Origin of the sequence: Mycobacterium ulcerans subsp. shinshuense, assembly GCF_002355775.1 — a bacterium.
Lineage (GTDB): Bacteria > Actinomycetota > Actinomycetes > Mycobacteriales > Mycobacteriaceae > Mycobacterium > Mycobacterium marinum.
Genome location: NZ_AP017624.1, coordinates 2,004,113 through 2,019,085, shown reverse-complemented (window position 1 = coordinate 2,019,085; position 14,973 = coordinate 2,004,113). Strand labels below are relative to the sequence as shown.

The 14,973-nt window shown below is 66.7% G+C and carries 14 protein-coding genes and 2 pseudogenes; 3 read left to right on the top strand and 13 right to left on the bottom strand.

The genetic code is table 11. The features are described from left to right. Positions 1-10: 10 nt before the first annotated feature. Both frr and pyrH read right to left on the bottom strand, forming a co-directional pair. Entirely contained in the window at positions 11-568 is a 558-nt protein-coding gene (frr, locus tag SHTP_RS09150) for a ribosome recycling factor (RefSeq protein WP_012393625.1), read from the bottom strand. A gap of 64 nt (positions 569-632) precedes the next feature. Continuing rightward, on the bottom strand, positions 633-1,430 hold the full coding sequence (pyrH, locus tag SHTP_RS09145) for a UMP kinase (RefSeq protein ID WP_096370394.1): 798 nt from the start codon (positions 1,428-1,430) through the stop codon (positions 633-635). A 392-nt stretch (positions 1,431-1,822) separates the two neighbouring features. Between pyrH and SHTP_RS09140 the strand changes: the two genes are divergently transcribed. After that, complete coding sequence (locus SHTP_RS09140) at positions 1,823-2,623, top strand: winged helix-turn-helix domain-containing protein (RefSeq protein WP_172900528.1); 801 nt, start codon at positions 1,823-1,825, stop codon at positions 2,621-2,623. Here the strand turns inward: SHTP_RS09140 and SHTP_RS09135 are convergent, their stop codons facing one another. Both SHTP_RS09135 and SHTP_RS09130 read right to left on the bottom strand, forming a co-directional pair. Further along, a complete protein-coding gene (locus SHTP_RS09135; protein ID WP_096372397.1) occupies positions 2,624-3,574 on the bottom strand; it encodes a lysophospholipid acyltransferase family protein in 951 nt (316 codons plus the stop codon). 118 nt (positions 3,575-3,692) lie between these two features. Further along, positions 3,693-4,175 carry an MPT63 family protein gene (locus tag SHTP_RS09130; RefSeq protein WP_096370392.1) on the bottom strand — a complete coding sequence of 161 codons (483 nt, stop codon included), beginning with the start codon at positions 4,173-4,175 and terminating at the stop codon, positions 3,693-3,695. Positions 4,176-4,464: 289 nt separating this feature from the next. Between SHTP_RS09130 and SHTP_RS09125 the strand changes: the two genes are divergently transcribed. Then, on the top strand, positions 4,465-4,884 hold the full coding sequence (locus SHTP_RS09125; RefSeq protein WP_096372396.1) for a MarR family winged helix-turn-helix transcriptional regulator: 420 nt from the start codon (positions 4,465-4,467) through the stop codon (positions 4,882-4,884). 15 nt (positions 4,885-4,899) lie between these two features. Here SHTP_RS09125 and SHTP_RS09120 read toward each other — a convergent pair. The 3 genes and pseudogenes from SHTP_RS09120 to rpsB form a co-directional block, all read right to left on the bottom strand. Continuing rightward, a pseudogene (locus tag SHTP_RS09120) lies at positions 4,900-6,316 on the bottom strand (amidase). A 20-nt stretch (positions 6,317-6,336) separates the two neighbouring features. Next, positions 6,337-7,152 carry a translation elongation factor Ts gene (tsf, locus tag SHTP_RS09115; protein ID WP_011740116.1) on the bottom strand — a complete coding sequence of 272 codons (816 nt, stop codon included), beginning with the start codon at positions 7,150-7,152 and terminating at the stop codon, positions 6,337-6,339. A 1-nt stretch (position 7,153) separates the two neighbouring features. After that, a complete protein-coding gene (rpsB, locus tag SHTP_RS09110; protein WP_096370391.1) occupies positions 7,154-7,984 on the bottom strand; it encodes a 30S ribosomal protein S2 in 831 nt (276 codons plus the stop codon). A gap of 304 nt (positions 7,985-8,288) precedes the next feature. Between rpsB and SHTP_RS09100 the strand changes: the two genes are divergently transcribed. Then, a complete protein-coding gene (locus SHTP_RS09100; RefSeq protein WP_096370390.1) occupies positions 8,289-8,795 on the top strand; it encodes a M23 family metallopeptidase in 507 nt (168 codons plus the stop codon). A gap of 21 nt (positions 8,796-8,816) precedes the next feature. On the opposite strand, the gene SHTP_RS09095 is transcribed toward SHTP_RS09100, so the two are convergent. The 6 genes and pseudogenes from SHTP_RS09095 to SHTP_RS09070 all read right to left on the bottom strand — a co-directional run bounded on the left by SHTP_RS09095 (position 8,817) and on the right by SHTP_RS09070 (position 14,872). Beyond that, the gene (locus SHTP_RS09095; RefSeq protein WP_096370389.1) at positions 8,817-9,725 is read right to left on the bottom strand and encodes a tyrosine recombinase XerC; all 909 of its coding nucleotides are present in this window, start codon (positions 9,723-9,725) and stop codon (positions 8,817-8,819) included. A 31-nt stretch (positions 9,726-9,756) separates the two neighbouring features. Then, positions 9,757-10,916 (bottom strand): annotated as a pseudogene (locus tag SHTP_RS09090) (lactate 2-monooxygenase). 23 nt (positions 10,917-10,939) lie between these two features. After that, positions 10,940-11,788, bottom strand: a complete 849-nt coding sequence (locus SHTP_RS09085) for a siderophore-interacting protein (protein ID WP_096370388.1) — start codon at positions 11,786-11,788, stop codon at positions 10,940-10,942. Between the two features lie 32 nt (positions 11,789-11,820). Then, positions 11,821-12,996, bottom strand: a complete 1,176-nt coding sequence (gene dprA, locus SHTP_RS09080; protein ID WP_096370387.1) for a DNA-processing protein DprA — start codon at positions 12,994-12,996, stop codon at positions 11,821-11,823. After that, positions 12,993-14,504, bottom strand: a complete 1,512-nt coding sequence (locus SHTP_RS09075; protein ID WP_096370386.1) for a YifB family Mg chelatase-like AAA ATPase — start codon at positions 14,502-14,504, stop codon at positions 12,993-12,995. Before SHTP_RS09075 ends, dprA begins: the two co-directional genes overlap by 4 nt. After that, positions 14,504-14,872, bottom strand: coding sequence for a YraN family protein (locus SHTP_RS09070; RefSeq protein WP_096370385.1), 369 nt, complete (start codon positions 14,870-14,872; stop codon positions 14,504-14,506). The genes SHTP_RS09075 and SHTP_RS09070 overlap by 1 nt, the downstream gene beginning before the upstream one ends. Positions 14,873-14,973 lie beyond the last annotated feature (101 nt).

The window sequence follows — 14,973 nt, the reverse complement described above, 5'->3', positions numbered from 1 at the left end:
TGAGAGGTCGTTAGACCTCCAGCAGCTCGCCTTCCTTATGCTTGACCAGCTCATCGATCTGCGCGACGTACTGGTGGGTGCTCTTGTCGAGGTCCTTTTCCGCACGGGCGACCTCATCCTCGCCCGCCTCGCCGTCCTTGCGGATGCGGTGCAGTTCTTCCATCGCCTTGCGCCGAATGTTACGCACCGAGACCCGGGCTTCCTCGCCCTTGTGTTTGGCCTGCTTGACCAGGTCGCGCCGACGTTCCTCGGTGAGCTGCGGTACGGCCACTCGGATGATGGTGCCGTCGTTGGTGGGATTCACCCCGAGGTCGGAATTGCGAATTGCCGTCTCAATCGCATGCAACTGATTGGCTTCATACGGCTTGATGACCACCATTCGCGCCTCGGGGACATTGATGCTGGCCAGCTGAGTGATAGGGGTATGGGTGCCGTAGTAGTCGATAACAATCCGGGAGAACATTCCGGGGTTCGCGCGGCCGGTGCGGATTGTCGCCATGTCTTCACGGGCTACCGATACGGCCTTCTCCATTTTCTCTTCTGCATCGAAGAGAGCCTCATCGATCATTGCGCCGCTCCTCCTCATCGCTGCGCCCTCCATCGTCGCAAGCGCGGATCATTGAGTCTTCCTCTTAGGTGGTGACCAGCGTTCCGATTTTCTCACCAGCGACCGCACGGGCGATATTGCCGTTGGTCAACAGGTTGAACACCAGAATCGGCATGCCATTGTCCATGCACAGACTGAATGCGGTGGCATCGGCGACCCGCAACCCTCGGTCGATGACCTCCCGATGACTGATCACGGCGAGCAGCTCGGCGTGCGGATTCACCCGCGGATCCTCGGCAAACACCCCGTCGACCGCTTTGGCCATCAGAACCACGTCGGCCCCGATCTCGAGTGCGCGCTGCGCCGCCGTCGTGTCCGTCGAGAAGTAGGGCAACCCCATGCCGGCGCCGAAGATCACCACTCGCCCCTTCTCCAGGTGGCGAACGGCGCGCAACGGCAGGTATGGCTCAGCCACCTGGCCCATGGTGATCGCGGTCTGAACTCGGGTAGCTATGCCCTCTTTTTCAAGAAAGTCCTGCAACGCGAGACTGTTCATGACGGTGCCGAGCATTCCCATGTAGTCCGACCGGGTCCGCTCCATACCGCGCTGCTGAAGCTGGGCGCCGCGGAAGAAGTTGCCCCCGCCGATCACGACCGCCACCTGTACGCCACCGCGCACCACTTCGGCGATCTGCCGGGCCACCTGTGCCACCACGTCGGGATCCAGGCCCACCTGACCGGCGCCGAACATTTCGCCACCCAGCTTGAGCAATACTCGCTTGTATTGCGACACCGACCCCGAAACAGGAGCTGCCGGTACGCCGTTGGCGCTTGCCGGCTCCGGCTTCGGAGCCGCCCCACCGGCGACGTCGGACTCCGTCATGAATCTCCTCGCATGAGAGTGCCATCCCGGCAACCACCCGGAACGGCCTCTCATATCCTGCCTCATCGCACTGCTCCGGGGTAGCCGGGGTGTCCGCTCATATCCAACGGCACCAAAAGCGTGCCCGGTGTCAGGTCGCGGACACCGGCGCAGCGATGTTTGAACGGCCGGTGCCCCGGGAATCCGCCATCGAGCGCGGGCCGTTGACCCCAACCGCGGCGCCCCGCTGGGGACCAAGCAGGCTTGTTGGAGAGGTGGGCCCGGTCCGGACACGGATCGGGCCCACCGACTTGTTCTGGACTGTCGTGCATGCCACCGGCACGAGGGGGCGGAATAGTTGCGGCCGAAAAGGGGTACCCAGTGCTGCCGTGAGACATCTCCCCGGGAGATGCATGCGGACCGGGGTGGCCGGAACCCCGCGAGGGGTTGAGAGATGTTTTTTGAGAGTCCTCTTGCTCAGCAATGCCGCTGACTTCGAATCGACTCTGCCGACGTTGAAGTCGTTCGCATCGGTAATACAACACGCGCGGCTAGACGCTGCCGACCCACCGGATTGGGCCGGCCCAGATGTCGCGATGATCGACGCGCGCTCCGACCTGACAACTGCCCGCAGCGCCTGCCGACGGCTGACCGCCAACGCGCCGTCTGTTGCGGTGGTTGCAGTTGTCGCCGCGGCCGACTTCGTCGACATCGACATCGATTGGCACTTCGACGACGTCTTGCTGGCGGCGGCCGGCGCGGCCGAGCTGCGGGCCCGGCTGCGGCTGGCGGTCATGCGTCGCCGCCGGGCCCGCAAAGGCACCCTGGAATTCGGCGACCTCGCCATTCACCCAGACAGTTGCACGGTCACCGTGGCCGGCGAAGCCTTAGGCCTGACACTCACCGAATTTCGGCTGTTCCACTTTCTCGTCCGCCACGCCGGACAAGCCTTCACCCGCACGCGGCTCATGCATGAAGTCTGGGGCTACGACTGCAACGGACGGGCCCGCACCGTCGACGTTCATGTGCGGCGACTGCGCGCCAAGCTGGGAGCAGACCACGAATCGATGGTCGATACCGTGCGGGGCGTGGGCTATATGGCGGTAACGCCACCGCCGCCCCGATGGACCGCCCGACAACCCGTACTCAGCCCGGGTTCGGGGCCAGAGCCGCAAGACATTTCGGTGCCGACCGAACAGGTCCTCGTCCGTTGATCACCCGAACAGGGGCAGAGCGCGCTTGCGCGCCAACGCGTCCATCCCGTGTTGGATGCTGTCCTCAACCTGGTGGTAGATGTCGTCGATGTACGCATCGTCATCGGTGCGGTCGGGATCGTGGTCAAGATCGATCGCGGGCATAAACCGGGTGCGAATCTTGGCCGGCAACGGCAGCTGGGGCAGGGCAGCTGGCGCAATCCCCCATGGCAGTGAGATTGCCAGCGGGAACACCTTCAAGCGCAGCAGCCGGTCAAGTTGTAGCACCCGCGACAGACGGCCCCCCCGGATCAGAACCGGCATCGCGTCCGCCCCGCCGACGGTCGCAATCGGCACGATCGGGACTCCGGCACGAATCGCCATCTTCACGAATCCCTTGCGCCCGGCCAGGTTGGCACAGTCGCGCTCGGTCCACGGACGCAATGAATCCACCTCGCCGCCCGGCCACAACACCACGCCGCGGCCCTCGGCCAACGCCGTGGCGATCGCGTCCGGAGCGGCGGGGAGCACTCCCATAGACCGGAAGTAGCGCCCAATACCCGGAATCGCCATCAGCGCATCGTGAGCCGTACCGTGCAGCGGACGCTGCGGACCGAACCGCCGCCACCACTGCAGTCCCACCGTCCACGCATCCCAGACAAAGGGAGCACCCGAGTGAATGCCGATCAGCAGTGCCGGCGAATCCGGGATGTTTTCCCAGCCGTCGATCTCCATGCGAAACCAGTAGTCGACCAACAGATTCCAGAAAAACTTCTGCCGCTGCAGGGTGGCCTCGTCTTGGCCATCTAGGTCCCACCGCCCCGCTCGTTGCGCCACCCAACCGCTGAGTCCGCCGTCGCGGCGCTCACGCTTGTCATCCATCGCCACTCTCGCCCGCTCGGCATGGCGCTGAGCTTGTCGCCGTAGCGGTTCCGGCCTGGGGTCGGTTGCACTCGTGTCGGTTGCGCTCATGGCGAAGGAGTACCCGTTTGCCAGACCCACGACTCAGCCAATCGAACGGATTTCGGCGGCACAAACAACCCTCCCCGCGCCAGATGACGCGGGGAGGATGTCGGCTAGCGGTGCGCAATCAGACGTTACTGGTCCAGATGAGAACGTCTTGCACGCCGTCGTTGTACACAACGCCATTAGGCGGTGGGCCGGTCACATCGAAGTACAGGACGCCACTTTGGCTGTTGCCCTGCAGGATCGGTGCGGGATTGAGGCCACCGGGTGCCGGGACTTCGTTGACCACTCCGTAGGTGTCACCGTTGGCCGCGCGGGCGCTGAAGCTCGACACCAGCGGGGTGATCGTTCCGGTCACGGACCGAGCCGTGACGTCGGCGAAGTAAAGCTGTCCCTGAGGTAGGTAGCCCGCAATGGTGACATCGCTGAGCTGCAGGTTACCGACCGTGTAGGAGGTGACCATGGGCCCGTCGACGAGCCGTTCGCTGGTCCCGAAGCCTTGAATAGTCGGTGGCGCGGCCGACGCTGACGCTGCGCCGAAAACGCTTGCCGCCGCAATGGCCGCGGCCCCCACAGCCGTCTTCATGGTGGTAGCAATCAACTCCACGGTTATCCCCTCTCTCTCGTGTCGTTCAAACAGTCCGCCCCGCCATGGGGACCAACCGCTTTCAACTGGGTTTCCGGGTGCCGCCGGACCCAAACACCGATAACCCGGGAATTGTTTTGCCACACCGATCTGCCTGCGGGGACTGTGCATTTTCAGTTTGTTTCCTTTTACACTGCAGCATCATTGGCATCACCTCTTACAGCGGCATCAATTGCCGGCCTTTGCTGAATCAAGCGCTTCCCGGCGACGATCGCGACCGCCTTCCGCGCGATATGTCAGGATGGTTGACATGGGTCAAGCCGAAGAAGCCCCGCTAGGGTTCCTGCTCTACCGGGCCGCAGCGGTGCTGCGGCCAGAGGTTTCTACCGCACTGAGCCCCCTGGGGCTGACGTTGCCGGAATTCGTCTGTCTACGCATACTCTCGGCGTCGCCCGGCCTGTCCAGCGCCGAGTTGGCCCGCCACACCAATGTCACACCGCAGGCGATGAACACGGTGCTGCGCAAATTGGAAGAGGTCGGCGCGGTATCGCGCCCAGCATCAGTGCCCTCCGGTCGCGCCCTGCCTGCCACCTTGACCGCACCCGGACGGGCCTTGTTGAAGCGCGCGGAGGTCGTCGTGCGCGGCGCCGATGACCGCATCCTGGCCAAGCTGACCCCAGCTGAGCAGCGTGAGTTCAATCGGATGCTGGAGATGCTGGGCACCGAATAGCGGGCACGTCTACATTCACCCGGGTACGTGGATGCGCGCGAAAGGCTGCGCTTCCTCCAATTCGTAGGCCAGCTCGAGCAGGCGGGCTTCGCGGCCGATGTCAGCCGTGAGCATCATGCCCACCGGCAACCCATCCGAGGATTGGGCCAGCGGTAGCGAAATCGCCGGGTCACCGGTGACGTTCTGCAGCGGAGTAAAGGTGACCCACTTGCGCAGCCGCTCGATGACCTGGTGGTAGTCAGTGGGCGAAAGGTAGCCGACCTGCGGCGGCGGGTCCGCGAGGGTAGGCGTGAGTACCACGTCATAGCGTTGGAAGAACCGCTCTGTGTGCCGCCGCAGCGTACGCAACCGGGCCACCGCCGTGGGTAAGCGGTGCACATTGCGGTTGGCGTGGCGAGCCAACCCGAGTGTCAAACTGTCCAACCGGTTGCGATCGAACGACTTACCGAAAGAATAGCGGCCGGTAAGCACCTGCGCGGTGGCCAAGAAGCCCCAGTACAAGATGAAGTCGTCGGGCAAAGACTCCGGTACCGGAACCTGTTCGACATATTCGACCCGGTGCCCAAGTTCCTCGAGAAGCCCGGCGGTCTTCAATGTCAGTTCCCGCATCTCGGTGCCGCATTCACCGTCGACCGAGCGAGTCACCACCGCGATCTTGAGCCGCTCGGTGCCGGGCCGGGTGACGTCCCCGATGGGTGGCAATCCACTCGGCCGCCAGCTGCGCTCGACCTCGCGGTAGATGGCAGCGGTGTCGCGCACCGACCGGGTCAGCACACCATTGGCGACGATGACCAGTGGCAGTCGGCGCAATTGCGAATTCAATGGCAGCCGACCGCGCGACGGCTTGAGCCCGACGAGGCCGTTACAGGATGCCGGAATTCGGATCGAACCCCCGCCGTCGTTGGCGTGCGCGATCGGCACCACGCCCGCGGCCACCAACGCCCCCGATCCCGACGAGGAGGCGCCCGCGGTGTGGTCGGTATTCCACGGATTACGGACCGGGCCCAACCGGGGATGCTCGGCCGCGGCGCAGAAGCCGAACTCCGACATCTGCGTCTTACCCAACGCGATCAATCCGGTAGACAGCAGTTCCCGGGCAATCTCACTGTCGGTACCGGCCCGACGGGGCACCCACGCGTCAGTCCCGCATCGTCGGCAGGCCACTGACGTCGACGTTGTCCTTGATATAACTCGGCACCCCGCCGAAGAAGCCGCGCCCCGACCCGCGCCCGTGCTGCTGAGCCGCGTCTCGCGCCCGGTCAAAATCGGCGTGCGCCACGCCGTTGAGCCGGGCGTTGACCGCTTCGGTCCGCGCGACGGCGGCCTCGACAACCTCGACCGCACCCAACTGGCCGGACCGGATGGCATCGGCTAGGCCGACAGCGTCAAGGTCACCGAGGACGTCGTCACCGAAAGCGTGGACACGGACCATACGGTCGACGGTAGCCCAAGCTAGGCCTGGCCCACCTCGAACCGTACGAACTGCGTGACCGTCACACCAGCGTCGTCGAGCAGAGCCTTGACGCTCTTCTTGCTGTCGGACACCGAGGGCTGTTCGAGCAGCACAGCGTCCTTGAAGAAGCCGTTGAGCCGGCCCTCGACGATCTTGGGCAGCGCCTGCTCGGGCTTGCCCTCTTCCTTTGCGGTCTCCTCGGCGATACGGCGCTCGCTGGCCACCAGGTCTTCGGGCACGTCCTCGCGCGAGAGGTAGCGCGCCTTGAGCGCGGCGATCTGCAGTGCCACCGCATGCGCCGCTTCGGCACCGGCACCGGTGTACTCGACCAGCACCCCGACCGCCGGCGGCAGGTCGGCCGCCCGACGGTGCAGGTAGGTCTCGACCGTGCCGCCGAAGATCGCGACGCGACGCAGTTCCAGCTTCTCGCCGATCTTGGCCGAGAGCGCCCCGATGGCCTCCTCGACCGTCTGACCGCCGATGCTGGCCGCCTTGAGCGCGTCAACATCAGCGGCCTTCGACGCCACCGCCGCAGCGACGATGTCGTCGGCAAGCTTCTGGAACTCCGCATTCTTGGCGACGAAGTCCGTCTCGCAGTTCAGCTCGATGAGCGCGCCATCCTTGGCAGCAACCAGACCCTCGGCGGTCGCACGCTCGGCGCGCTTGCCGACGTCCTTGGCACCCTTGATCCGCAGCGCCTCGACGGCCTTGTCGAAGTCTCCGTCGCTTTCGGCGAGCGCGTTCTTACACGCGAGCATGCCAGCACCGGTCAGCTCCCGAAGTCGCTTGACATCGGCAGCGGTGAAGTTCGCCATTTCAGCCTTCCGTGGGGGTTGTTTCGGTTGCGACAGCGCCTTCGGCCGGGGCGGCGGCAGTGGCACCGGCAAGCAGCTCCTGCTCCCATTCGGCCAGCGGCTCCGCGGCCTCGACCACAGGCTTGCCATCACCGCGGCCCGCTCCGGCACGTACCTGCAGGCCCTCGGCGACCGCGGAGGCAATCACCTTGGTCAGCAGCGCGGCCGAGCGGATCGCGTCGTCGTTGCCCGGGATCGGGTAGTCGACCTCGTCGGGGTCGCAGTTGGTGTCCAGGATCGCGATGACCGGGATACCCAGCTTGCGGGCCTCGCCGACGGCGATGTGCTCCTTGTTGGTGTCGACAACCCAGATCGCCGACGGCACCTTGGCCATGTCGCGAATACCACCGAGGCTGCGCTCGAGCTTGTTCTTCTCCCGGGTCAGGCCCAGGATCTCTTTCTTGGTGCGGCCCTCGAAGCCACCGGTCTGCTCCATGGCCTCGAGCTCCTTGAGGCGCTGCAGCCGCTTGTGCACGGTGGAGAAGTTGGTGAGCATGCCACCCAGCCAGCGCTGGTTCACGTACGGCATGCCGACGCGGGTCGCTTCGGCTGCGACGGACTCCTGCGCCTGCTTCTTGGTGCCGACAAACAGCACGGTTCCACCGTGGGCGACGGTCTCTTTGACGAACTCGTACGCCTTGTCGATGAAGGTCAGCGTCTGCTGAAGGTCGATGATGTAGATGCCGTTGCGGTCGGTGAAAATGAACCGCTTCATCTTGGGATTCCAACGACGGGTCTGGTGCCCGAAGTGGGTGCCGCTGTCAAGCAGCTGCTTCATGGTTACAACAGCCATGCTGATGCCTTACTTGTGTCGGTTGTTCGCCCGGTATCGGCTGAAACCGGGGCCCTGGCGCCTGCCGCGATGCCGAACCCGCTCCGGAGACTCCGGCTACGGGACCGCTCGGCATGCTGTTGCGGATCCCTGAACTACCGGGCCGCGAAGCAGACGCGCGAAGTCAGCCCGCGGTTGCGAGCTGCGTCGAGAAGTTTACACCGAAGCCGGCGACGGTTTTTCCACAGCGGCCCCGTGGCGCACAGATCCGCGAATTTGGCTGGCAAGGACGCCGTCGGCGCATTGAACTGATCATGTGCGACGGGTGACGGTGGCTGCATCCTGGTTGGCATCCTGGCTTGCCGCCTGGTCGCTGCTGGGCGCGGCGGCGGCACATGCCGACGACACCCGGTTGCAGTGGCCGTTGCGGCCGCCGGCGGTCGTGTTGCGTGGTTTTGATGCACCCACACCGAATTGGCGCCCCGGGCATCGCGGCGTCGACTTGGCCGGGGTCCCCGGCGAGCCGATCTTTGCCGCCGGTGACGCGACCGTCGTGTATGCCGGAACCTTGGCGGATTGGCCGGTCGTTTCGCTGGCCCATCCAGGCGGCTTGCGCACCAGCTACCAGCCGGTGCGCCCGACGGTGCGAGCCGGCCAGCACGTGACGGCGGGATCAGCGGTAGGCACCCTGGTGGCTGGGCACACGGGCTGCCCAGCCAAGGCGTGCCTGCATTGGGGCGCGATGTGGGGGCCGGCGTCGGACGCCCACTATGTCGATCCGCTCGGCCTGCTGAAATCCACCCCGATCCGGCTCAAGCCCGTGACGGGCTGAGCTCCCCGCCGGAGGGTCCGGCTAGGCCCGCGGATGGGCCTGGTCGTGTACGGCGCGCAGTCGCGAGACCGCCACGTGGGTATAGAGCTGGGTGGTGGCCAAACTGGAATGCCCGAGCAACTCCTGGACCACCCTCAGGTCGGCTCCACCTTCAAGCAGATGGGTGGCCGCGCTGTGACGCAACCCGTGCGGCCCCATGTCGGGGGCCCCATCCACCGCGGCGATGGTTTGATGAACCACCGTGCGGGCTTGCCGCACATCGAGGCGCCGGCCCCGGGCGCCGAGCAGCAGCGCCGGACCGGACTCCGCCGTTGCCAGTGCCGGACGTCCGTCTGCCAGCCAGGCCTGAAGCGCTTCGGCAGCGGGCTGGCCAAACGGCGCGGTGCGCTGCTTGTTGCCCTTCCCGAGCACCCGCACCAGCCGATGGCCGGTGTCGACGTCGTCGATGTCAAGACCACACAGTTCGCTCACCCGGATCCCGGTGGCATACAGCAGTTCGACGATCAAGCGGTCCCGCAAGGCCAGCGGATCCCCTTGCTGCGCGCCGGACTTCGCCGCCGTCATGGCCGCCAGCGCTTGGTCCTGGCGCAGCACGGCGGGCAGGGTGCGGTGCGCCTTGGGCACCTGCAACCGCGCCGCGGGGTCGGTGGCCAACAGCCCGCGCCGCACCACCCAGGCGGTGAAGGCCTTGACCGCAGAGGTGCGCCTGGCCAGCGTCGTTCGGGCCGCCCCGGCCCCCGCCGCGGTAGCCAGCCACGACCGCAGCACGGGTAGACTCAGTGCCCGCAGGTCAGCGCCGCGGCCGGCGAGGTAATCCAGCAGCGATCGCAGGTCGCCCAGATACGCGCGACGAGTGTGGGCCGAGCGGCCGCACTGCAGTGCGAGGTATTCGTCGAACTCCTCGAGAATCGCTTCGCTGTTGTCCGGCACTCCCCCACCGTCGCAGACAGCGCTGCGGGTTTCAGTTGACGCGCCGCAATGTGTCCGGGGTGAGATCTTTGCGCGTGGGATACCCGTCGACGGCCATGATCAGGTCGGCTTCGGCGAGCAGCATGTGCAGTACATGCACGACGCCGTCCACGCCGCCCAGCGCCAATCCGTAGGCGTAGGGCCGCCCGATGCCGACCGCCGTCGCGCCCATCGCCAGCGCCTTGATGATGTCGGCGCCACTGCGAATCCCCGAGTCGAAAAGCACCGGCAGCCCGTCGGCCGCCTCGACCACACCCGGCAGACAGTCCAGGGCCGGAAGACCGCCGTTGGCCTGGCGTCCGCCATGGGTGGAGCAGTAGATGCCATCCACGCCCCCGTCCTTGGCGCGCCGGGCGTCATCGGGATGACAGATGCCCTTGACGATGAGTGGCAGATCGGTGAGTTCGCGCAGCCAGGCGAGATCGCTCCAGGTCAGCGGGTTTCCGAAGAGCTGGGCCCAGCGCAGCACGGTTTCCTGCGGGTCTTCCTCCGGGGGGCGGGGCAGGCCGGCGCGGAACACCGGGTCGCTGGTGTAGTTGCTCAGGCAGTGTCCGCGTAGTTGGGGAAAATTGGCGGTGCTCAGGTCACGCGGCCGCCAGCCGGGGATCCAGGTGTCGAGGGTGACCACGATGCCCTTGAAACCCGCGGATTCGGCGCGCTGCACCAGGCTGGCGGCCAGCTCGCGATCCTTCGGCGTGTACAGCTGAAAGAACCCGGGGGTGTCACCGAACTCGGCGGCCACGTCTTCCATGGGGTCGGCTGTCAGGGTGGAGACCACCATCGGGACTCCGGTACGGGCCGCCGCGCGCGGTGGCCAGATCGCCGTGGCCGTCCTGGGCGCACAGTCCGATGACGCCGATCGGTGCCAGGAAGATCGGTGAGGGCAGGGTCAGTCCGAACATCTCCACGGTCAGGTCGCGTTCCGCGGCACCGACAAACATGCGCGGCATCAGACCCCCACCGGTCGAAGGCCTCACAGTTGGCGCGCTGGGTGCGCTCGTCGCCGGCCCCGCCGACCACGTATGACCACACCGACGGCGGCAGCGCCATCTGAGCCCTGGACTCCAGTTCGGCGAAGGCCATCGGCAGCCCTGGCACTACCCCGGATAGCCCCTGGAAGTAGATCTCGTACTGATAGTCGCCGAATGCCATGCGATGAGAATGCCAGCCGGCGGTCAGCTACCCGCTTCTGACTCCGCCAATTCCCTTTTCCATTGCCGGAACGTCTCCTCGGTGCGCCCGCGTCGCCAGTAACCAGAGATTGAGGACGCCCATTTCGCATCCACACCCCGCTCCTTGCGGATATAGGGGCGCAAGTTGTGCATGACGGCCTGGGCCTCGCCGTGGATGAAGACGTGCACCTGACCGGGAAGCCACAGGGCGGTCTTGACGGCCTCGATCAGCGGCGCATGGTCGCCGGCACGATCCGCTGAAACCAGATCGGCGCGACCACCGCGGTAGACCCAGTTGATCTGGACCGACTCCGGCGCGCGCAATTCGATCTCGTCGTCGGGACCGGCAACCTCGATGAACGCTTTGCCGACAGCGTCGGCGGGCAGCGCCTCGAGCGCAGCGGCGATGGCCGGCAGCGCGGATTCATCGCCGGCCAGCAGATGCCAGTCGGCCTCCGGGTCGGGCTTGTAAGCGCCGTTAGGACCCATCAGGTAGACCGGCTCGCCAGGTTGCGCGGCCGCCGCCCACTGACCGGCTACCCCGTGTTCGCCATGCGCCACGACGTCGAGCACGATTTCGCGCGCCGCGGCGTCGACACGACGGATGGTCAGGGTCCGCACCGCGGGCTGCTTCTCGGGCGGAAGACTGGAAAAGCAATCCAGTGTCAACGGCCGAGGCAGTGCGGCCACGTCGACGTCATGCGCGACGAAAACCAGCTTGACGTAAGAGTCGGTGAATTCGCTGGGAACGAATGTGTCGAAGCCGCTGCCACCGACTCGAACCCGGACCATGTGGGGCGCGAGTTGTTGGGTACCCACGACTTCGAAGGTGTGTACAGGTCGACCCGCCACTACTCCTCCTGTCCAGATCCGACCCCAGTCGACTATACGAGCCGCGCCCGCACGCCCTCGGCCGCGGGCCGTGAGCGGCCGGCACGCACCAGGCGCCACCGCCCGCCGTCACGCTCGGCCAGTCCGGCCACCTCGAGGATCGCCAACCGCCCCATCACCTGTTCGGCCACCAGCCCGGATGCGACAGCGATCTCGTCGACGCTCATCGCGCCGCGACCCGGCAATGCCTCATAGACCTGACTTTCGGACTGGCTGAGTCCGTCCAGGACGGACGTGGGACGCGATTGTTCGAGGGACAATTCGCCGATCCGACCGACCAGTTCGACTATCTCATCGGCGCGGGTGATCAGCTGCGCCCCGTTGCGAAGCAGCACATGGCAGCCCGCCGAAGCCGATGATGTCGCCGGCCCGGGCACCGCGGCCACGATCCGCCCCAGCGCCCGAGCCCACGCGGCGGTGTTGGCGGCACCGCTACGCAGCCCCGCTTCGACCACGACCGCGGCGCCACCGAGAGCAGCCACCAACCGGTTGCGGGTGAGGAACCGATGCCGGGCCGGCCGCACACCCGGCGGGTATTCGGTGACCAGCAAGCCGTGCTGGCCGATCCGATGAAGCAGGGCCGAATGCCCGGTGGGGTACGGGATGTCGATCCCACCGGCCAGTACCGCCACCGTGGTGCCCTCGGCAATGAGCACTGCGCGATGGGCCGCTCCGTCGATTCCGTAGGCACCGCCGGAGATGACCGCAACGTCACGTTCGACCAGGCCGGCGGCCAGATCCGCGGGCATGTGCTCGCCATATGCCGTCGCGGCGCGGGTTCCCACGAGAGCGGCGGCGCGCTGAACCACCTGGTCGAGGCGAGCGGGGCCCTGCACCCACAACGCCATCGGAGCTCCGCCGTTTCCCTTCGCCCGGATCGCCGAACCAGAAAAAGCCGTGAAGGCCACCACCGGCCACTCGTCGTCGTCGGGTGTGATCAAGCGCCCGCCACGGCGCGCGAGTTGCTCGAGATCCGCTGCGGCCCGATCGATTTCGCATCTGGCCCGGGTCAAGCGGGCAAGCTCGCCGTCAACCTGGCCGCGCCGGATCCGCTCGGCCGCCTCTACCGGGCCGACTCGTTGCACCAGGGCAGCCAATTCCGCGCACGGCGGCTCCGCCACGCGCGACAGGTAACCCCAGGCCCGCAAGGCACTATCGGACGCGCTCATCGGCAAGCTCCCGGCTGCCGAAAGCTCAGCGCGGTCGACACCTCGTCCAGGCCGGGTGCCGCCCGGCCGGCCAAGTCCGCCAGACTCCACGCGACTCGCAGAGTTCGATCGACACCGCGGATGCTGAGCAGCCCCCGATCCAGCGCCGTGCGCAACGGGACCATCGCTGAGTTGCCAAGCCGGAATTCCCGACGCAGCAGGGGGCCGCTGACTTCTGCATTGGTGCGAAAGCCGTGCGGCTGCCACCGCTGGGCGGCCGCGTTGCGGGCCTGGGCCACCCGGTCACGAACCTGCGAGGTCGACTCGCCCGCCACCGCCGAGAAGGCTCCGGCCCGCACCGGGTGCATCTGTACCCTCAGGTCCACCCGGTCCAGCAACGGCCCCGACAGTTTGCCGAGGTAACGTCGCTTCACCGCCGCCGCACAGATGCAGTCTTGCGGGTCCGCTGGAGCGCATGGACACGGGTTTGCGGCAAGCACCAGCTGAAATCGGGCCGGGTAACACGCCACTCCGTCGCGGCGGGCAAGGCGGATTTCTCCGTCCTCCAACGGAGTTCGCAACGCTTCCATGGCGCTGACGCTGATCTCGGCGCACTCGTCGAGAAACAACACCCCACGATGTGCCCGGCTGACGGCGCCAGGGCGGGCCATGCCCGTGCCGCCCCCCACCAGCGCGACGACGCTGGAACTGTGGTGCGGCGCCACGAACGGCGGCCGGGTGATCAGCGGGGTGTCCCCCGACAACAAACCAGCCACCGAGTGGATCGCGGTGACCTCCAGTGACTCGCCGCGCGACAGCGGCGGCAGTAAACCCGGAAGGCGTTGTGCCAGAATCGTTTTGCCTACCCCGGGAGGACCGGTCAGCATGAGATGGTGCGCACCGGCCGCCGCCACCTCGACCGCAAAACGCGCTTGGGACTGCCCGAGCACATCGGCCAAGTCGGCCGAAATCCCCTCGCTGGTGGCCGCGGGCCCGCTGCGACTGTCCAAACCGGCAGCACCCGTCAGCCAGCCCTGCAGTTGTCCCAGGGTGCGCACACCCCAGACATCGATGCCATCCACCAGGCTGGCCTCGGCCAAGTTATCCGCCGAAACCACCACGGCCGGCCAGCCATCGCGCTTGGCGGCCAACACGGCCGGCAGCACGCCACGCACCGCGCGGACCCGGCCGTCCAGCGACAACTCCCCCAACAACAGCGTCTTTTCCAAACGCTGCCACGGCTTTTTTCGCTGCGCCGACAACACCGCGGCGGCCAGGGCAATGTCGTAGACCGAACCCATTTTCGGCAGGGCGGCCGGCGATAGTGCGAGCGTCAGCCGAGCCATTGGCCAGCTGTTGCCGCAGTTGGTGACCGCCGCGCGAACCCGGTCGCGGGATTCCTGCAGTGCCGCGTCGGGCAGACCCACCAGATGCACCCCCGGCAGCCCCGAGCTGATGTCGGCTTCGATTTCCACGATCTCGCCGTCCAGCCCGCACACCGCCACCGAGAACGCCCGCCCCAGCGCCATCAGCCCACGCCCATCCGATGCGTGATCTCGGGGTTGGCGCTGCGGCCGATGCGCACCCCGATGACATCGAGGCGCACGGCCGCCCAGCCGCGGTCCTGACCGGCCAGCCACAACCCGGCCAGGCGGCGCAGCCTGCGGACCTTGCCTTCGGTCACCGCCTGGGCCAGCCCGCCGTACCCGTCGCCGGTGCGCGTCTTGACCTCAACGAACACCACGGTGCGGGTGGCAGCTTCACAGGCGATCACATCGAATTCGCCATAGCGGCACCGCCAGTTTCGGGTCAAGATCTGTAGCCCCTGACCGCTCAGATGCTCCACGGCCAGCTGCTCACCCAGGGCTCCCAGTTGCATGCGAGTCAACGTCTTCATGCGCCCAAACCTGCACGCCGGCCCCGACACTGGCCGCCGGACCGAGGGCGTCAGGGAAGCAAAACCGCCCGATTATCAACAGTCGCGCACTCGTCCACAAC